This window comes from Intrasporangium sp. DVR (assembly GCF_040365325.1).
Classification (GTDB): Bacteria; Actinomycetota; Actinomycetes; order Actinomycetales; family Dermatophilaceae; genus Intrasporangium.
In genome coordinates this window covers 61,968-79,415 of record NZ_BAABZW010000024.1, presented here as the reverse complement: position 1 = coordinate 79,415, position 17,448 = coordinate 61,968, and the positions used below count along the sequence as shown (strand labels likewise).

Here is a 17,448-nt window from a genome sequence, read left to right as displayed (position 1 = left end):
GCCCCGAGGCACTCCTAGGCTGGACCGGTGCCCGACCCCCATCCTGCCCGCGACGCCATCGTCGACCAGCTGGCTGCCCTCGCCGACCTGCCCGGCGTCCGCGAGAAGGCCGACGCGGTCCGCGAGGCGTGCACCCGCCTCCGCTTCCACGAGGCGCTGCGCCGACGCATCCCCGAGGCCTCGGCCGAGTCGCGCGTCCGGGGCGCCCGTGCGTCGGCAGCCCTCGACGGCGCCGACTACCCCGTGGACCTCGTCCGTGAGCTGACGACGGGCGCTCGTCCATGGCCGGACGAGCTCACCCCTGACCTGGCCACCCTCAAGGGCGCCATCGCGGCAACGGCCGAGAGCGAGCGGGTCGTGTCCATCGTCCGGACCGCGCCGCTGCAGGCGCTCGCCCGCCTCCATGTGGCCGCGGCATCACCGCTCGTCCCGACGGGGCGGTCGGACGCGCTCGGCCGGCCGCGGGTCGCGGGCGAGGGCTGCACCGAGTTCGTCGACCTCGGACCGGCGCCGGACGCTGCTGAGGTGTCGCGGCGGCTGGCCCAGCTCTCCGACCTCCTCGTCGCGGCGTCGACCGCGACCAACCGCATTCCCGCCGTGGTGATCTCGTCGATCGTCCACGGAGAGGTCATCTCCATCCGACCCTTCGTCCACGGGAACGGCCTCGTCGCCCGAGCGCTGGAGCGGTCCCTCGTCCAGGCGCTCGGGCTCGATCCGACCGGTGTCGCGGTCCCCGAAGCCGGCCACGTCGCCAACGGTGCGGTGACCTACACAGGCAGCTCAGCGGCATACGGGAAGGGAACCGCGGCGGGTGTGGGCCTGTGGCTCGGGCAGACGGCGGACGCTCTCCTCAAGGGCGTCGCCGAGGGTGAACGGATCTGTGACGCCGTGCGCGCCGGGCGGCTCAGCTGACGGCTGTCCGACGTGTCCACTGTGATGGACAGAACGTGTTTTCGGGCCGTGTCAAGACTGTTGCTCCTGATCGGGCTGAGGTACAAAGGATGCAGGAACCACCGCATCGCCGAGAGGCGTAGGCCGGATCCAGAAGGCAATACAAAGCGAGAGCGAGAGGTACCCACGCGACGGCAGTTCACTTCGAACAGTCCACCCTCGGGTCCACACCGAGGCGACATTCAGAAATGCACGCTTGGTAGCCCAACTCGTTCTCACGAGGCCCCCGACCTGGTCTGGGGGCCTCGTCCCTGTGTGCTGGCGCGTGGCGTCCCCGGCCTGGCGGGCGAGGTGAAGTTCGTCGGCGCGTCGCTCGCCGTTTGGTTTGCATTGGACGGATGAAAAGCCCACCATGGTGGCGCGCTCCCCTCAGGGTCGAGCGCCGCGGGTCTGGCACTCCCCCCCGGTAGCCAGCCTCGTGAGGTGGCCCCCGTCTTCCCCCGGACGGGGGCCATCGCTCTCCGCGGGCCCACGCCGTCGTCCACATCCCCCGCGCGGTCGCGGTGCTGTCCACAGCGAGCCGTATGCCGCTGGGCTCGGTCCCGCGCGTCGGCGACGGTGGGGGCATGGGACACGTCATCGCCGTCATGCCGGCCTCGGGTGGAGTCGGGGCAACCACGTTCGCTGCGGTGCTCGCCGTCCGGGCTGCGGAGTCGGGGCAGCCGGTGGTCGCGGTCGACCTCGACCGTTTCGGTGGGCGCCTCGACGTCGTCCTCGGCGTCGAGCAGGAGGAGGGCTGGCGCTGGGACCACCTGGGCGCAGTGGCCGGAGTCGTCGACGGCGCCGGACTGGCGCGTGAGCTGCCGCGGGTGGGTGCCTTGCCGGTCCTGTCGGGAGCAGGGGTCGGGGCTGCCGCGCGACCTTCGCGACCACCGTCGGTGCCCGGGCCGAGGGGGCCGGGCGAGGGGGAGCGCCGGTGGCTGGACGTGGTCCCCGATGTCGTCGGCGGGCTGGCAGCGGCCCATGGCGTCACCGTGCTCGACCTCGGCCGTGACGGTGCCACGGTCGAGGCGGCCGCCCCGTTCGTCGACGCCTGGGTGGCGGTCGTCGGCACGGGTGTTCCGCAGCTCGCGTCGGCTGCGGTGTCGGTCCCGCTCCTGCGACGTCACGTCGACGCCGCCTGCGCGCGGGGCGGTCGCCCGTTGGGGGCTGGCGTCCTCCGCCGCCCGTGCGAGCCCTGGGTGGTGCTGCGCGGCGCCCGCATCGAGGACGACGTCGCCGACGCCGTGTGCGACCACCTCGACATCCCGGTCGTCGCGCGGGTGCGGGACGACCTGCGCCTGGTCGGCGACGTCACCTGCGGGGTCGCTCCCGGCACCCGCGGGAGGGGAGCGGCCGTCGAGGCAGCAGACGAGCTGCTGCTGCGGCTCGTGTCCCGGCCACCCGTCGACCTCTCGCTGAGACCGGCGCCCCCAGGAGTCGGCGGCCCGTCCCCCGAGTTGCAGTCCTCCGACCGCTCGGAGTCCGCTGAGTCCTGTGGGCCGACGCGGCCCTCGGTGATCCCGCCGGGTGACGAGCCCTGGCGGTGGTCTGCGTGACGCTCAGCCCGGCGATGTGGCAGCGGGTGCGGCAGGGGCGCGCCCCGGATGCCGCCCTGGTCGCCGACGTCGCCCTGGAGGAGACCGGTGCGCTCGGCGCCACGAGGGTCGCCGAGTCACGGGACGCCCTGACGGCCCGGGTCCTGGGAGCGGGGCCGCTGGAGGCCTGGCTCGACGACCCGGCCGTCACGGACCTCGCCGTCAACGGCGATGGCAAGGTGTGGGTGGACCGCGGCGCGGGCATGGAGTGGACCGGAGGCGTCGTGTCGGCCGAGGACGCGCGGGGGCTGGCCGTGCGCCTCGCGGCGGGCGCCGGTCGACGTCTCGACGAGGCGAGCCCGTGGGTGGACGGTCAGCTGCCGTCCGGGGCGCGTCTGCACGCCGTCCTCCCGCCCCTCGTCGCCGACGGTCCGCACATCACGATCCGCGTGCCGGCCCGCGACCACCTCTCCTTCGCCTTGCTGGAGTCCGGGGCCATGGTTCCTTCGGAGTGGGGTGCCGTGTTGCGGCAGATCGTGGCGCGACGGCTCGCCTTCGTGGTCTCGGGCGGCACGGGGGCCGGCAAGACGACGCTGCTCGCCGCGCTCCTCGGGCTCGTCGACCCGGGTGACCGGCTGCTCGTCGTGGAGGACGTGCGCGAGTTGCACGTCGAGCACCCCCACGTGGTCCGGCTCGAGGCGCGGCCGCCGAACGTCGAAGGCGTGGGCGAGGTGACGCTGACGACCCTGGTGCGGCAGTCGCTCCGGATGCGCCCGGACCGCATCGTCGTCGGTGAGGTCCGAGGCGCCGAGGTGCGAGAGCTCTTGGCAGCCCTCAACACCGGTCATGAGGGCGGGTGCGGCACGGTGCACGCCAATGCGCCCGAGGACGTCATCGCCCGGTTCGAGGCCCTGGGTGCGCTGGCCGGGCTGGGGCCGGCAGCGGTGCGGGCACAGCTCGCCGCAGCCGTCGACGTCGTCATCCACGTGGTGCGGCGTGGTGGTCTGCGGCGGGTCGAGACGATCTCGGCGCTCTTCCGGCGCGACGGTGAGCCGGTCGTGGAGACCGCCCTGGCCTGGGACGATGCCCGCGCGGGTGGTCGGGCGGGCCCGGCCTGGCCGGCGCTCGCGCATCGCCTCGGACTGGACCCGCGCTCGGTCGGCGGGCTGGGCGGCGCCGCGTGACTGCCGCCGTCGCGACCGGCCTGCTCCTCGCTGTCGCCGTCGTGAGCTGGCCGGTGGCGGACCGCGCCGCAGAGGTTCGCCGTGTCCTGTCCACACCGGCGGCGCCCGGCCCGCCGGGGCTTCCGGGCGCGGAGGACGCAGGTGCAGGTCGGCTGGAGGCGGGCGTGCCGGATGCGCGGCGGCTGGGCATCCCCGAGGACGCGCGCGGGATGGGCGTCCCCGTGGATGCGCGCAGGTGGAGCTCGGCAGCGGCTCTGCGCGAGCTGTGGCGTGCTGACCCGGTCGAGGTGTTCCGCCAGTGGCGCGCCCGGCGCCGGTCCTCGTCCTCCCTGTCCGGCGCCCTGGCGCTGCTCGAGGGTGTCGCACCGGCCCTGGAGGCCGGCCTGCCGCCTGCGGTGGCGGTCCGACTGTCCGGAGCGTCTCTCGGGTCGACGACCGACTCAGGCACGGCCCGCTGGGTCGCGCAGCTGGCGGAGGCGTGCGACCAGGGCGGCCCGATCGCATCGGTGTGGCGCTCCTGGGCCGCTGAGAGTGAGTCGGCTGAGCTGGGGTTCGTCGCCGCGGCGTGGCAGCTGTCGGAGGTGACCGGCGCGCCACTCGCCGACGCGGTTCATCGGGCTGTCGCCGCGCTGCACCAGGCCCGGGAGCGTGCGCGTCGGGTGCACGTCGCGGTGGCTGGTCCCAGGGCGACGGTCCTGGTGCTGACGGTGCTGCCCCTGACCGGACCACTGTTCGGGCTGGCCTGCGGTGTCACGCCGTCCGATCTCTATCTGGACAGCCCGATCAGCACCGGTGCCGCGCTCGCCGGCCTCGGGCTCATCTGGGTCGGTCGCCGCTGGTGCCGTCGTCTCGTCGACGGCGCGGCCGCGGCAGGCCGAGGGACGTCTGTCGACCACGGGAGCCGGACGTGACCGCGGCGGTCCTGGCGGGTTTCCTCGTGGCGCTAGCCGTCCTCGTGGCACCCAGCGCACCGGGTCACCTGCGCATGCCGAGTCCTCCTGCTGATCTGGCGGCAGCGACAGAACGCACGGGTCGGGTGAGCGGGCCGCCGGAGCGGGCTGCGACGCCGAGGACCGACGACGTCACCTCGGCCCTCGTGCTCCTGGCCCTGGGGTACCGGTCAGGGCTGCCCACCTGGGAGGTCCTGGGTGCGGTCGCGGAGGTCCTCGCCCGACCCGAGGGGCCGGACGGCTCCACGGTGGCCCGCGACCTGCGGCAGGTCGCTGCCGCCCTGCGCTGGGGCGCTACCGACGAGGAAGCGTGGGCCTCCGTCGGCGCGGTCTGGTCCGGCGCGGGGCGAGCCGTGGCGATCGCGCACCGTGCGGGGATTCCTCCGGGCCCGCTGCTGCTGTCATCGGCGGACGAGCTCCGCAAGGCGTCGCTCGAGCGCGTCGAGCTGGCCGCTGCCCGGGTCGGTGTCCAGCTCGTCGCCCCCCTGGGCCTCGTGCTGCTGCCGGCCTTCTGCCTGACCACGGTGGTCCCCCTCGTCGTGGCGCTCGGCGCGCGGCTGCTGACCGGCTGACGGCGATCCAGTCCTCGCGATCTTCGTCGCGAGTTTCATTGATAAGAAGGGAAGTTCCATGAGGCAACGGATGATCAACAGCATGCGGAAGCTGCTCGGGGAGAGCGGGATGTCGACCTCGGAGTACGCCGTGGGGATCATGGCCGCCTGCACGTTCGCCCTGGTGCTGCTGGGCGTGGTGCGGTCCGACGCGGTCCGCAACGCGCTGACCGGCATCGTCCAGAGTGCCCTCGGCCTCGCGGGTTGATGAGCACAGAGGCGCGGCGTGACGCCGGGATGGTGACGGCCGAGCTGGCCGTCGCCATCCCGGTCGTCGTGTTCGTGCTGCTCATCTGCCTTGCCGGCCTCAGTGCTGCCATCGACCAGGTGAGGTGTGTGGATGCGGCCAGAGCCGGAAGCCGCGCCGCCGCCCGAGGCGACCCGCTCGCTGAGGTGCACCAGCTGGCGCAGCGCGCAGCTCCGGAGGGCGCCGTCATCTCCGTCTCCAGGCGGGGCGGCGACGCGCTTGTGACCGTGCGCGCCCGAGCCGGCGGATGGGGCGGGGTGGTGCCGACGTGGACCGTCACAGCAGCCGGCCGGACGCCGGTCGAACAGGCTGGCCGGTGAGGTGCGCAGCGACCTCTCGGCGGGCGGGGGGAGAGCGCGGGGCCGCGACGGTTCTCGTCATCGGGGTCATCGTCGCCCTGATGGCGGCGACCCTCGGAGGGCTGCTCGTGGCGGGTGCGGTGGTCGCCAGCCACCGGGCCCGGCTGGCTGCCGATCTGGCGGCGCTGGCTGGTGCCACGCTGCTACGAGATGCTGGGACGGTCGAAGGGTCCTGCTCGCGGGCGGCCCGGGTCGCCGCGGCCAACGGCGGGGCGCTGGTCGCCTGCCGGGCGGAGGGCCTGGCGCTCGCCGTCGTGGTGACGGTTCCGGCCCCCGGCTGGCCCGAGCCGGCCCGCGCGCGCTCCAAGGCGGGGCCACCATCCGCGGACTGAGCCGACCGGGGCCACGGCGGGGTTGCGCCGCACCGCTCGCGCGCCTCCGGTCGCGGTCAGCGGTTGCGGTCAGCGGTTGCGCCAGGCGTCCGGGGCCGTCACCAACCGTCGGACCGGCTCCGGCAGGTCGCCCGTGCGCAACGCCTCCAGTGAGGTGCCGTCGAGGACTTCCCGGAGGCTCGCGCGGACAGCGACCCACAGGCTGGGCAGGTGCTCGGCGACACCGCCGTACGACATCTCGTGCGGTCGGAGCCCGCGCACCTCGGCGAGCGGCCCGTCGACGGCTCGGAAAACCTCACCGACGCTGATCTCGCTGCGGTGCCGGGCCAGCGAGTAGCCACCGAGGGCACCGCGTCGGCTGAGGACGAGCCCGGCCCGGCGCAGGTCGGCGAAGATCGCCTCGAGGAACTTGCGTGGCAGGTCCTGCTGTGTGGCGAGCGCGTCGATACTCACCGGGCCGGAGCCGGCCGCCGAGGCGTCGGCGAGGATGAGCATGGCCCGGACCGCGTAGTCGACGCGAGCGGAGATGTCCATCAGCCGTTGCTTCCGGACGGGTCGACGGCCCGGCGACCCGGGGTGACGAGGTGTCGTCCCCTCGCCACCCCGGGGCCCGTGGCGTCGCCACCGGGCCCGACGGGACGCCTCGGCGTGCCGTCGGCGGCTACCGTAACGCCCGCCTGCTGGATCCGGCCAGCCCGATCATGTCGCCACATGTGCATCGCCCCGGTTCAGATGGCGAGTGCCGGGTCGTGGTCGACGACGCTGGAGCGATGGGCCGCCCGGGCGCTCACCGACTCGCCCTCGCGAAGGTCGAGTCCGTCGGCGTCCCTCCGGGTGATCTGCGCCGCGAAGCGCTCGCCCGAGTCGGCCCGCAGATCGACGCGCACCTCGAAGCCGAGCCGGACCACCCGCTCGACGACGGCCCGGATGACTCCCGGGGAGCCGGCCACCTTCGCGTCCTCGGCGAGCGCCAGGGCGTGGTCGCGCTCGAGCACGATGTCATGGGGCCGGACGAGCTGTTCGCCGAGCCGGGCGACGGAACCGAGGAAGGACATGACGAAGTCGTTCGCCGGCCGGTCGTAGAGGGAGACGGGGTCGCCGACCTGCTCGATCCGTCCGTGGTTGAGCACGGCGATCCGGTCTGCGACGTCGAGCGCCTCCTCCTGGTCGTGGGTCACGAGCACGGTTGTCACGTGGACCTCGTCGTGGAGGCGGCGCAGCCAGGTGCGCAGGTCGGTGCGGACCTTCGCGTCGAGGGCCCCGAAGGGCTCGTCGAGGAGGAGGACCTTCGGGTCGACGGCGAGCGCCCGGGCGAGCGCCATCCGCTGACGCTGCCCACCGGACAGCTGGGCCGGGTAGCGGTGCGCGAACCCCTCGAGCCCCACGACGGCCAGCAGCTCGTCGACCTTGGCAGTGGTCTCGGCCTTGGGGCGTTTGCGGATGGTCAGTCCGAACGCGACGTTGTCCCGGACCGTCAGGTGCTTGAACGCCGCGTAGTGCTGGAAGACGAAGCCGATGCCGCGCCGCTGGGGAGGTTCGTCGGTGACGTCCCGGCCGGCGATGGTCACCGCCCCGGAGTCGAGCGACTCCAGCCCTGCGATGGCGCGCAGCAGGGTCGACTTGCCGCTGCCGCTCGGGCCGAGCAGGGCGGTGAGGGAGCCGCTCGGGATGTCGAGGCTGACGTCGTCGAGGGCGGTGAAGGTGCCGAACTGCTTGCGGGCGTCGGTGACGGTGATCATCGTTCGCTCCTCTTGCGGTCGAGGACGGTCATGAGCAGGAGCACCACGAGCGCGATGCCCATGAGGAGGGTGGCCGCGGCGTAGGCGCCGTAGGTGTTGTGGTCGTCGATGTAGCGCGCGTGGACGAGCAGGGTCAGCGTCTGCGACACCCCGGGGAACCCGGAGGACACCATGATCACGGCGCCGAACTCGCCCAGGGCCCGCGCGACGGTCAGCACGACGCCGTAGGTGAGGCCCCATCTGATGGCGGGCAGGGTGATGCGCCAGAAGGTCTGCCAGCGGGAGGCACCGAGCGTCGCGGCGGCCTGCTCCTGCTCCGTGCCGATCTCGTGGAGGACCGGCTCGACCTCACGGACGACGAAGGGCAGGGTGACGAAGATCGTCGCGATCACCATGCCCGGCACCCCGAAGATCACCGTCAGCCCGGCCCGGTCGAGGGCGCCGAACCACCCACCGGCGCCCCAGAGCAGGATCAGCGCGACGCCGACCACGATGGGCGAGACCGCGAAGGGGAGGTCGACGACGGCCTGGAGGAGCCGGCGTCCCCGGAAGCGGCCGCGGACGAGGGCGAGGGCGGTGACGATCCCGAAGGCGACGTTGAGGGGCACGACGATGGCCACGATGAGCAGGGAGAGGTTGACCGCGGCCTGTGCCGCCGGGGTGGACACCGAGGCGACGAAGGTGTCGATGCCTGGCGAGAGGGCGCGCCAGAGGATGACGGCGATCGGGACCGCGAGGAGCGCGAGAAGGTAGCCGAGGGCAACCGTGCGCAGCATGACCGTTGTCGTGCGGCTGGTCCTCATGGCGCGCGCTCCTCTCGCCGCTGGGTGCGGCTGGAGAGCACCCGGAGCACGAGCAGGGTCGCGAACGCGGTGAGGAGCAGGGCGACGGACACCGCGGCCGCGTTGACGGGACGGTCGATCTCGATCTGCTGCTGGATGTACTGCGAGGCGACCTGTGTCTCGCGAGGGATGTTGCCGCCGATGAGCACGACGGAGCCGTACTCGCCGATGGCCCGGGCGAAGGCGAGGCCGGTGCCGCTGAAGACGGCTGGGGCGAGGGTGGGCAGGACGATCCTGCGGAAGGTGGTCCAGGTGGACGCGCCGAGCGAGGCGGCGGCCTCCTCGACCTCGCGGTCCGCCTCGAGGAGCACCGGCTGCACCGACCGGACGACGAAAGGCAGGGTGACGAAGGCGAGGGCGACGACGAGCCCCCAGGTCGTCGCGTTGAGCTGCAGGCCGATGGGACTGCCGGGACCGTAGAGCGAGAGCAGCACGATGCTGGCGACGATGGTGGGCAGCGCGAAGGGCAGGTCGATGAGGGCGTTGACGATGCCCTGGCCGGGGAACGCGTCCCGGACGAGGACCCAGGCGATGAGGGTCCCCATGACGGCGTTAACGGCGGCCACGATGGCCGACACGGTGACGGTGACGCGCAGCGACGCGAGGGCTCCCGGCGCGGTCACCGCGTCCCAGAACCCGCCGATCCCCTCCTCGAACGAGGCCACGGTGAGAGCTGCCAACGGCAGCAGGACGATGACGCTGAGCCAGAGCGTCACCACTCCGACGCCGAGGGGCTGCGCCGCACCGGCGCGGCGGTTCCGGCGCCGGGTCGGGCCCGGTGGGGCCGGATCCCGCAATGACGCCGGGTCCGCCGGGATGGCAGCGCTGCGTTCGAGGGTCCTGGAGGGGGTCGTCACGGCGTCCTCACTGCGTCATGGCCTCGTAGATGGCGGCGATGGCCCCGGACTCCCGGTCGAACAGGCTGTGGTCCACTGACGGCCACCCGCCGAGGTCCGCGACGGTCCACAGCTTTTCGGGCGTGGGGAACCGTGAGGCGAACTCGGCCGCGACGCCCGCGTCGACCGGACGGAAGCCGGCTCCGGCGAGGAGCCGCTGAGCCGCGGGGGTGTAGAGGTAGTCGTTGAAGGCCTGGGCCAGGCGGGGGTTGCGGCTGGTCTTGAGCACGGCGGCCGGGTTCTCGATCCTGACCGTCTGAGGCGGCGTGACGTGCTCGACCGGGTCGCCGTTGGCCTCGATGAAGAGGGCCTCGTTCTCGTAGCTGAGCAGGACGTCGCCGCGGCCCTGGAGGAAGGCCTCGGTGGCCTCCCGGCCGGACTTGGGCTGGATCCTGACGTGCTCTCGGATGAGGCGTCCGACGTAGTCGAGACCCGCGGCTGGGTCGGTGCCGCCCTGGCTCGTGGCCGCGTACGGCGCGAGGAGGTTCCACTTGGCGGACCCCGACGAGAACGGGTTGGGGGTGACCACCTCGACGCCGGGGCGCAGCAGGTCGTCCCAGTCCGTGATGCCCTTGGGGTTGCCGTCCCGGACGACGAAGGTGACCACCGAGCCGAAGGGGACGCCAGCGTGCTCCCCTGCATTCCAGTGAGGGTCGACGAGGCCCGCGTCGACGAGTCGGGTGACGTCAGGCTCGACGGAGAACGTGACGAGGTCGGCCTCCGCCCCGGCGGCGACCTTGCGGCTCTGGTCGCCGGAGGCTCCGTAGCTCTGCTGGAACCCGACCCCCGTTCCCGCCGCGGTCCGCTGGAAGGCCGGGATCACCTCGTCGAAGGCCACCTTGGAGACCGCATAGGCGAAGAGGTCGACCGTTCCCTTGGTCCCGGCCGCGGCGTGCGTGGAGCCCGGCTGGTCGACGACGTCACTGGGGCCTGCGCCCGTGCATGCCGCAAGACCCAGGATCGACACGAGCGTCACGATCGACATGACAGGCGGGGCCGACGCGGTGCGGCGGGGGCGGGACATCACCAACTCCTTCACGATCGGCGCTCGCGCGCACTCCTAGTCCGTGAGTGGGAGTTTTCAATAGGTTCAAGTTATCGGTCAAGAAACTATTGCTTATGTCTCAGAGTGTGGCGCTCGGCAGGGTGAGCCGGCTCACCGAGACCTCGGATGCCGCTGTGCTCGCTTCCGCCCCACGGCTCACTCGAGTGGCCCCGTCCTCCACAGGCGAAGGTGCGTGCGGGTGGGGACATCGGGGCCACTCGAGGTGGTCGGGGTGGGGACATCGGGGCCACTCGAGGTGGTCGGGGTGGGGATATCGGGGCCACTCGAGTGAGCCGGGGCGGAGGGCTCGGTGCCGTATGCCGGTGGGCTCAGTCCGCCCGGGACAGTGACCGCACGCGCAGGCGGGGTCCCACCTGGGTCGACGAGGGCTCGTCGATGACGTCACCACGCACGGTGAGGCGCGCGCCCGGGTCGACGTCGACGACCCAGCCCGGTGGGAGCACCAGCTCCCATGTCGCTCCGGTGTCAGTGGTCAGGACGAGGGGCTGCGTCTCCGCCTCGGCTCGGGACAGGGTCCCGGTGGCCGTCACGTCGAAGGAATGCTTCACGTCCGCCACCGACCGCCGCAGGTGGTCGCGCAGCTCGTCCGCTCCGAGGAGGTCCTCGGGGACCGGTCCCGGAGGAGGCGACGGCGATGGTGCCCGGAGACGCGGAGCGGGGAGGCCCCGGCCGTGGCCGGGACCTCCCCGCTTCCTGCGTGTCATGCGATGGTGCTCGTCATCCCTTACGGGACGTCGACCCGCACGACGGTCGGGCTCGGCATGCCGTCCGCGCCCGAGTAGGCGACCGAGCCGAGCCACTTGCCGCTCGTCAGCCCGGAGAGGGCCAACGAGATCTGGCCCGTCTGGCCCATCGTCGCGGCGGTGGGAGCCGTGACCGTCATGTTGCCGGCCGCCGTCGAGCCGAGCAGCCACGTGTGCAGCTTGAACGGGGACGTGCCGACGACGCCCCAGCCCTGGACGACGACGGTGTAGGTGCCCGCCGCCGGGTTGACCAGGCTGACCTGCTCCGCCGAGGTGGAGGAGCCGCTCGAACCCTTGAGCTTCTTGTCCGAGCCGAAGACGCAGAGGTCGAGGTCGGTGCCGGCGTTGACGTCAGCGTCGAAGAGCGCGAAGCGGGCGTAGGTGGTGCCGGCCTCGACGTTCACCGGGATGAGCTGAGCGTTGGGCGCGGTGAGCGAGCAGGAGCCGTCGCTCGGGTCGTCCGCCACCGTCCCCGCCGTCACAGCCGCCGGGACGAGGCCCCGAGCCGTCGCAGTGAACTCGCCGGTGTAGCCGAAGGTGACGTCGAAGCTGGCCCCGGCCGGGTCGGCCTTGACCTCACCCGGCGCAGCCAGCGCGACGGGCTTGACGACGATCGGGGACCGAACGCTCGTCTCGCCGTCGGTCCAGGTGAGGTGCCCGCCCGTGTACTGGTTGAGCGCAGCGTCGGTGCGGGTGATCTTGACCGTGAACGGCTGGGTCTGTCCGGGCGCGAGCGTCAGGGTGCTCGGCGAGACCTGGACGTCGAACCCGGGCAGCGAGACCGAGGCCTGGTAGGTCGCCGACCCGTCGCCGACGTTCGTCACCTTCCGCGTGAGGGTCTCGGAGCCGGCCAGGGCCCCGATCGCCAACGAGGCGGCGTTGAACTGGCTCGGGTCGGTTGAGTAGCCGCGGCCCACCAGCGTGCTGCACGTGCTGGAGCCGACCGCCGACGTCGTGCCGCAGAGGAAGGCGAGCCAGTCGTTCCAGCCACTGTCGTAGACGAGGCCCGGCCGCGCGGCGGCGTTGGGGTTGACGTGCCCGGCGCCCTGGCGGAACACCTTGACAGCCGTGCCCACGTCGTCCTTGACGTCATAACCCGTCGTCATCAGGGCGCTCTTGATCGCCATCGGCGACCAACCCGGCTCGAGGTCGCGCAGCAGCGCAGCGAGTCCTGCGACGTGCGGGCTCGACATCGACGTGCCGGAGATGGCGTTGTAGGCGTAGCCGCCGTTGGTCACCGGGGTGTAGGCGGCGAGGATGTCCTGGCCGGGCGCGATGACGTCCGGCTTGAGGAGGTCACCACTTCCCGCCAGCAGCGGGCCGCGCGAGGAGAACCCTGCGGTGAACGGCGCGGGGGCGTTGAGGTCGAGCTCGGCGACGTTGATCGTAGCCGTCGCGCCCGTCGTCGCTGCGTACGCCTTCACGGCAGCCCGCTCGGTCGACTCGAGGTGGACCGTGGGGATGGTGTGCAGGTCGGCGTTGATGCCGATCGGGGCGGTGTTGGTGAGGACCATGCCCACGCCACCGGCCTCCTTGACGGCCAGGCTCTTGTTCGTCCGGGCGGTCGTGCCGCGGTCGCAGAGGACGATCTTGCCGGCCACCTTGGCCGGGTCGAGGACGTTGCCGCCGTCGGCGCTCGAGTAGCAGAGCGCCACCTTGGTCGGGTCCGCACCCGGCAGGCCCGCGGTCGTCGAGTCGATGAAGGGCGCCGTGACCGACTGGGCGGCGAGCGAGGCGCCTTGGTAGGTCTGGCCGTTGCCGAGGGTCACCGAGCCGTGGCTGGCGCGGTTGTGCGTGCCCGCCGCGACGGTCGTGATCCACGGCGACGGGTGCGCCACGGTCGAGGCCGCCGGGCCGCTGTTGCCGGCAGAGGCGGCGACGAAGACGCCGGCCCTGGCTGCGAAGAGGAACGCGATCTCGGCGCCGTCGGCGAAGTTCGTCTGCGAGCCGCTGATCGAGTAGTTGATCACGTCGACACCGTCGGCCACCGCCTGGTCGATGGCGGCGACGAGGTCTCCGCCTCGGCCGCTCGCGGTGTCACCGGTCTCGGTGGACCAGAGCGCCTTGTAGGCGGCGACGCGGGCCCGCGGGGCGATGCCGCTGATGCCCTTCGGAGCCAGCGCGCTCGCGATGCCGGGAACCGGCACGTTGTAGTTGCCGCCGGAGGTGCCGGCGGTGTGCGTGCCGTGACCGTTGTAGTCACGGGCGGAGTTGAACTCCCACGGCCGCTCCTTGTCGATCCCCGCGTCGCCGCCCCAGCTCTGGTTGAAGTAGCGGGCGGACACGAGCTTCTGGTTGCAGTCGCTGCCGTCCCACTGCTCGGCCTCGGCGCACTTGCCGTGGAAGCCGCTGGGCATCTTCTGGTAGGCGCGCTTCGCACCCGGCGCGAAGGAAGGCGTGCCGGTGGCGTCGACCCGGTCGGCGAACGAGAGGTGCTCGGGCCAGATGCCGGAGTCGATGGTGCCGATGACGACGTTCTCGCCGGCGCTCTTGGTGCCGCCGAGCTGCTCCCAGAGCCCGCCCTTGGCCGTCAGGCCGAGGAAGTCGGGGGTGGTCGAGGTGTCGATCGTGTAGGTCTGCTCGGGGTTCACCGCGACGACGCCGGGCGCCTTGGCGAGCTGCTGCGCCTGCGCGGCGGTCAGCTTGGCGGCGAAGCCGTTGAACGAGAACGCGTAGTCGTAGAGCTTTGCCCGGGACGCGCCGACGCGCGTCAGAGCGGAGTCGTGCTTGGTCTCGAGGTGGGCGACGTACCTCTGGACGGCGGCCGACTGCGGGTCGACCTTCTTGCCCTTCGCCGGGCTCGTTGCCGCAAAGCCGGGGATCGTCCCGTCGTAGGCGACAACCGGGAGGTCCGCCATCTGCACGATGTACGTCCCGTCCGTGCTCGGTGACTCGGACTGCGTGACTGCCGCGTCGGCAGCCCCCGTCCCGGCCAACGCGAGCGCAACTGGCACGGCCGTGACCGCGCCCAGCAACCTTCGCTTCATTTCTCTCCTGTCGGGGTGTCCCCTGAACTACGGCGCACGAGGGCTCTACGCCGCTGGCGGGAACGATAACCGCGAACGCCGACAAAGGGGAGGGGTATCAGCGACTTTGTGCGCTTCGGGGCGCTTGTCCCACCGGGCTCTACGGCTGGGTGAGCAGTGGGGCCCGTGGGCCGGCCTGGGCCAGGGTCAGGTCGAGCAGGGCGATGGCCGCCGCCTTGTCGAGCGGGTCGTTCCCGCTGCCGCACTTCGGCGACTGGATGCAGGAGGGGCAGCCGCCGGCACACTCGCAGCCCGCGATGGCGTCCCGGGTCGCCGTCAGCCACTCCCGGACCCGACGGAAGCCGCGCTCGGCGAAGCCGGCCCCACCCGGGTGGCCGTCGTAGATGAGGATCGTCGGCTGACCGGTGTCGGGGTGCAGGGCGGTCGACACGCCGCCGATGTCCCACCGGTCCGCCGTGGCGAATAGGGGCAGCATCCCGATCGCGGCGTGCTCGGCAGCATGGGCCGCGCCCGGGATGTCGGCCTCGTCGACACCGGCCCTCGCGAGCTCGTCGACCGGCAGCGTCCACCACATCGCCTTCGTCGCGAGGGAGCGCGGGGGCAGGTCCAGCGGATGCTCGCCGAGGACCTCGCCGCCGGGGAGTCGGCGCAGGAACGAGACGACCTGGTGGGTGACGGTGACGTGTCCGAAGGAGCACCGGAGCGGTCCCCAGCGGGCGGCCTCGAGCTCACGGACGATGGAGAACTCGCTCACCGACTGGGCCTGCGTCGTCCAGCCCGGGTCGCCGCGCACGGCGAAGGCGGCGTTGTCGTCGAGGTCGAGCTCGGTGACGACCCAGGTCTGTCCCTGGTGGAGGTGCACGGCCCCGGTGTGGACCTGGGCGTGGGCGGAGGCCTCGTCGACGGTCCCGACGACACGGCCCGTCCGGGTCTCGACGATGCGGACCGGCTCGCCGGTGCCGCGCAGCGACAGGTGCTCGGTGGGCCGGTCGTCGCGGGCCCAGAACCACCCGCGCGGCCGCTTCCTGAGGATGCCCCTGGCCACGAGCGCGTCGAGGAGGGGGCGGGTCTGCGGCCCGAACAGGTCGACGTCGGCGTCCGTCACGGGCAGCTCCGCGGCGGCTGCGGCGAGGTGCGGGCCGAGCACGTGGGGGTTGTCCGGGTCGACGACCGTGGCCTCGACGCCGCGGCCGAAGATGCTCTCGGGGTGGTGCACGACGAAGGTGTCGAGGGGGTCGTCGGCGGCGACGAGGACCGCGAGGGACCGATGGCCGGTCCGCCCGGCGCGACCCGCCTGCTGCCACAGCGAGGCGAGCGTCCCGGGCCAGCCGGCGAGCAGGACGGCGTCGAGGCCGGTGACGTCGACCCCCAGCTCCAACGCGTTGGTCGCGGCGATGCCGACGAGGCGACGCTCCCGCAGGCCGCGCTCGAGCTCCCTCCGCTCCTCGGGGAGGTACCCGCCGCGGTATGCCGCGATGCCGGCTTCGCGGGTCGCGCTCACCCGGTCGCGGGCGACGTTGGCCACCACCTCCACACCGGCCCGGGACCGCGCGAAGGCCACGGTCTGCACGTCCTCCTCCACGCACTGTGCCAGCAGGTCACCCGTCTCGGTGAGCGTGCTCACCCGTCTGGGCCGGCCCTGCTCGTCGACGAGGAGCGGCGGCTCCCAGAGGGCGAAGGTCATCGGCGCCCGTGGAGAGCCGTCCTCGGTGACCGAGCCCAGCGGCATACCGAGAAGTCGTGACGCGTGGACCGCTGGGTCGGCCACGGTCGCCGACGCGAAGACGAAGGTCGGGTTCGCGCGGTAGCGCGCGGCGACGCGCCGCAGCCGCCGGACCACTGCGGCGAGGTGGGAGCCGAAGACGCCCTTGTAGACGTGGCACTCGTCCACGACGACGTATCGCAGCGCCCGGAGGAAGGAGGCCCAGCGGTCGTGGCCGGGGAGCAGCGAGTGGTGGACGAGGTCGGGGTTCGTCAGGACGAGGTTGGCGTGGTCGCGGATCCAGCGCCGCTCGTCCGCCGGGGTGTCTCCGTCGTAGGTGGCCGCTCGGACCGTCGGCAGGGCCAGCCGCGTGATGCGGTCGAGCTGGTCCGCGGCGAGCGCCTTCGTCGGCGCGAGGTAGAGGGCCGTGGCTCCCCGGCCGTTCGGGGCGCGGGCACCGCTCATGATGTCGGTGAGCAGCGGCATGAGGTAGCCGAGGCTCTTGCCGGACGCGGTGCCCGTCGAGACGACGACGTGCTCCCCCGCGTGGGCGGCCTCGGCGACGTCGACCTGGTGTCGCCACGGCTGCGCGATCCCCGACCCCGTGAGCGCACCGAGGAGCGTCGGGTCGAGCCAGTCCGGCCACTGCCCGAAGCGGGCCGGGCGGGCGGGGACCTCGTGGACGTGGAGGAGCCGCTCGGGGTGCTCCCCGACGAGACGGTCGAGCAGGGCCCGCGGGTCGAGGGCGTGCGGCTCCTGCGCCCGGGCGCCCGAGGACGTCGCGGGAGCGTGCCCCAGCGCGTCAGACCCGTTCATGTGGAGCAACGGTACGTCGCCGGGGTACCGTTACGGGCGACCCGGGCATGTTACTCCCGAGGTCAGGGAGATACGGGTTCGTTGCCGGGGCAACGGCAGAACAAACGGGAAGGGGCCACAGGTGGATCTGTCGATCACCCGGGCCGACCACGGTGACCGCACCGTGGTGCACCTCGGTGGCGAGATCGATGTCTACACGGCACCGTTCGTCAGGGAGAAGCTTGATGAGCAGATTCACGCCGGACGCGCTGATCTCATCGTCGACCTGAGCGAGGTCACGTTCCTCGACTCGACGGGGCTGGGGGTTCTCGTCGGCCGGCTCAAGTTCGCCCGGACCCGCGGTGGGTCGCTGCGGCTCGTCGGGACCTCCGAGCGGGTGCTCCGCGTCTTCGCCATCACCGGTCTCGACAAGGTCTTCGACATCCATCCCGACCTCGAGTCGGCGCTCGCTGCCGTCGAGCACGGCGAGGCGCCGATGCCGCCCACCTCGAGCTCCCATCACTGAC

Annotated in this window: 17 protein-coding genes; 9 read left to right on the top strand and 8 right to left on the bottom strand. The window is 72.7% G+C overall.

The features are described 5' to 3' along the window. Positions 1 to 27 precede the first annotated feature (27 nt). From ABWV20_RS16755 to ABWV20_RS16720, 8 genes are all read left to right on the top strand, one after another. Positions 28 to 912, top strand: a complete 885-nt coding sequence (locus ABWV20_RS16755; protein ID WP_353357138.1) for a Fic family protein — start codon at positions 28 to 30, stop codon at positions 910 to 912. Positions 913 to 1,517: 605 nt separating this feature from the next. Then, positions 1,518 to 2,489, top strand: coding sequence for a CpaE-like family protein (locus ABWV20_RS16750; RefSeq protein WP_353357136.1), 972 nt, complete (start codon positions 1,518 to 1,520; stop codon positions 2,487 to 2,489). After that, entirely contained in the window at positions 2,486 to 3,652 is a 1,167-nt protein-coding gene (locus tag ABWV20_RS16745) for a TadA family conjugal transfer-associated ATPase (RefSeq protein ID WP_502901804.1), read from the top strand. Before ABWV20_RS16750 ends, ABWV20_RS16745 begins: the two co-directional genes overlap by 4 nt. Continuing rightward, on the top strand, positions 3,649 to 4,563 hold the full coding sequence (locus ABWV20_RS16740) for a type II secretion system F family protein (protein WP_353357132.1): 915 nt from the start codon (positions 3,649 to 3,651) through the stop codon (positions 4,561 to 4,563). Before ABWV20_RS16745 ends, ABWV20_RS16740 begins: the two co-directional genes overlap by 4 nt. Then, positions 4,560 to 5,174, top strand: coding sequence for a type II secretion system F family protein (locus ABWV20_RS16735; protein ID WP_353357130.1), 615 nt, complete (start codon positions 4,560 to 4,562; stop codon positions 5,172 to 5,174). Before ABWV20_RS16740 ends, ABWV20_RS16735 begins: the two co-directional genes overlap by 4 nt. Positions 5,175 to 5,256: 82 nt before the next feature. Continuing rightward, on the top strand, positions 5,257 to 5,421 hold the full coding sequence (locus ABWV20_RS16730) for a DUF4244 domain-containing protein (protein WP_353357128.1): 165 nt from the start codon (positions 5,257 to 5,259) through the stop codon (positions 5,419 to 5,421). Next, complete coding sequence (locus tag ABWV20_RS16725; RefSeq protein ID WP_353357126.1) at positions 5,421 to 5,780, top strand: TadE family type IV pilus minor pilin; 360 nt, start codon at positions 5,421 to 5,423, stop codon at positions 5,778 to 5,780. The genes ABWV20_RS16730 and ABWV20_RS16725 overlap by 1 nt, the downstream gene beginning before the upstream one ends. Further along, positions 5,777 to 6,151: an Rv3654c family TadE-like protein gene (locus ABWV20_RS16720; RefSeq protein WP_353357124.1), complete on the top strand. Its 375-nt coding sequence runs from the start codon at positions 5,777 to 5,779 to the stop codon at positions 6,149 to 6,151. The genes ABWV20_RS16725 and ABWV20_RS16720 overlap by 4 nt, the downstream gene beginning before the upstream one ends. Positions 6,152 to 6,220: 69 nt before the next feature. Here the strand turns inward: ABWV20_RS16720 and ABWV20_RS16715 are convergent, their stop codons facing one another. The 8 genes from ABWV20_RS16715 to ABWV20_RS16680 form a co-directional block, all read right to left on the bottom strand. Continuing rightward, entirely contained in the window at positions 6,221 to 6,685 is a 465-nt protein-coding gene (locus ABWV20_RS16715; RefSeq protein WP_353357122.1) for an RrF2 family transcriptional regulator, read from the bottom strand. Positions 6,686 to 6,879: 194 nt separating this feature from the next. Beyond that, complete coding sequence (locus ABWV20_RS16710) at positions 6,880 to 7,890, bottom strand: sulfate/molybdate ABC transporter ATP-binding protein (RefSeq protein WP_353357120.1); 1,011 nt, start codon at positions 7,888 to 7,890, stop codon at positions 6,880 to 6,882. Continuing rightward, positions 7,887 to 8,693 carry a sulfate ABC transporter permease subunit CysW gene (cysW, locus tag ABWV20_RS16705; protein WP_353357118.1) on the bottom strand — a complete coding sequence of 269 codons (807 nt, stop codon included), beginning with the start codon at positions 8,691 to 8,693 and terminating at the stop codon, positions 7,887 to 7,889. The genes ABWV20_RS16710 and cysW overlap by 4 nt, the downstream gene beginning before the upstream one ends. Continuing rightward, positions 8,690 to 9,589 carry a sulfate ABC transporter permease subunit CysT gene (cysT, locus tag ABWV20_RS16700; RefSeq protein ID WP_353357116.1) on the bottom strand — a complete coding sequence of 300 codons (900 nt, stop codon included), beginning with the start codon at positions 9,587 to 9,589 and terminating at the stop codon, positions 8,690 to 8,692. The genes cysW and cysT overlap by 4 nt, the downstream gene beginning before the upstream one ends. Positions 9,590 to 9,596: 7 nt before the next feature. Continuing rightward, a complete protein-coding gene (locus tag ABWV20_RS16695) occupies positions 9,597 to 10,652 on the bottom strand; it encodes a sulfate ABC transporter substrate-binding protein (RefSeq protein WP_353357114.1) in 1,056 nt (351 codons plus the stop codon). Between the two features lie 350 nt (positions 10,653 to 11,002). Beyond that, positions 11,003 to 11,242 carry a hypothetical protein gene (locus tag ABWV20_RS16690; protein ID WP_353357112.1) on the bottom strand — a complete coding sequence of 80 codons (240 nt, stop codon included), beginning with the start codon at positions 11,240 to 11,242 and terminating at the stop codon, positions 11,003 to 11,005. Positions 11,243 to 11,418: 176 nt separating this feature from the next. Continuing rightward, positions 11,419 to 14,424, bottom strand: coding sequence for a S8 family peptidase (locus tag ABWV20_RS16685; protein ID WP_353357110.1), 3,006 nt, complete (start codon positions 14,422 to 14,424; stop codon positions 11,419 to 11,421). Between the two features lie 139 nt (positions 14,425 to 14,563). After that, on the bottom strand, positions 14,564 to 16,942 hold the full coding sequence (locus ABWV20_RS16680; RefSeq protein ID WP_353357108.1) for a DEAD/DEAH box helicase: 2,379 nt from the start codon (positions 16,940 to 16,942) through the stop codon (positions 14,564 to 14,566). Between the two features lie 121 nt (positions 16,943 to 17,063). On the opposite strand from ABWV20_RS16680, the gene ABWV20_RS16675 reads away from it, so the two are divergent. Continuing rightward, on the top strand, positions 17,064 to 17,447 hold the full coding sequence (locus ABWV20_RS16675) for an STAS domain-containing protein (RefSeq protein WP_353357106.1): 384 nt from the start codon (positions 17,064 to 17,066) through the stop codon (positions 17,445 to 17,447). Position 17,448: the final 1 nt, after the last annotated feature.

Bases quoted from the DNA above. Each gene is read 5' to 3' on its own strand.
- ABWV20_RS16750 (WP_353357136.1), top strand. From the start codon at position 1,518: ATGGGACACGTCATCGCCGTCATGCCGGCCTCGGGTGGAGTCGGGGCA.
- cysW (WP_353357118.1), bottom strand. From the start codon at position 8,693: ATGAGGACCAGCCGCACGACAACGGTCATGCTGCGCACGGTTGCCCTC.
- ABWV20_RS16695 (WP_353357114.1), bottom strand. From the start codon at position 10,652: ATGTCCCGCCCCCGCCGCACCGCGTCGGCCCCGCCTGTCATGTCGATC.
- ABWV20_RS16685 (WP_353357110.1), bottom strand. From the start codon at position 14,424: ATGAAGCGAAGGTTGCTGGGCGCGGTCACGGCCGTGCCAGTTGCGCTC.
- ABWV20_RS16730 (WP_353357128.1), top strand. From the start codon at position 5,257: ATGCGGAAGCTGCTCGGGGAGAGCGGGATGTCGACCTCGGAGTACGCC.
- ABWV20_RS16680 (WP_353357108.1), bottom strand. From the start codon at position 16,942: ATGAACGGGTCTGACGCGCTGGGGCACGCTCCCGCGACGTCCTCGGGC.
- ABWV20_RS16725 (WP_353357126.1), top strand. From the start codon at position 5,421: ATGAGCACAGAGGCGCGGCGTGACGCCGGGATGGTGACGGCCGAGCTG.
- ABWV20_RS16710 (WP_353357120.1), bottom strand. From the start codon at position 7,890: ATGATCACCGTCACCGACGCCCGCAAGCAGTTCGGCACCTTCACCGCC.
- ABWV20_RS16715 (WP_353357122.1), bottom strand. From the start codon at position 6,685: ATGGACATCTCCGCTCGCGTCGACTACGCGGTCCGGGCCATGCTCATC.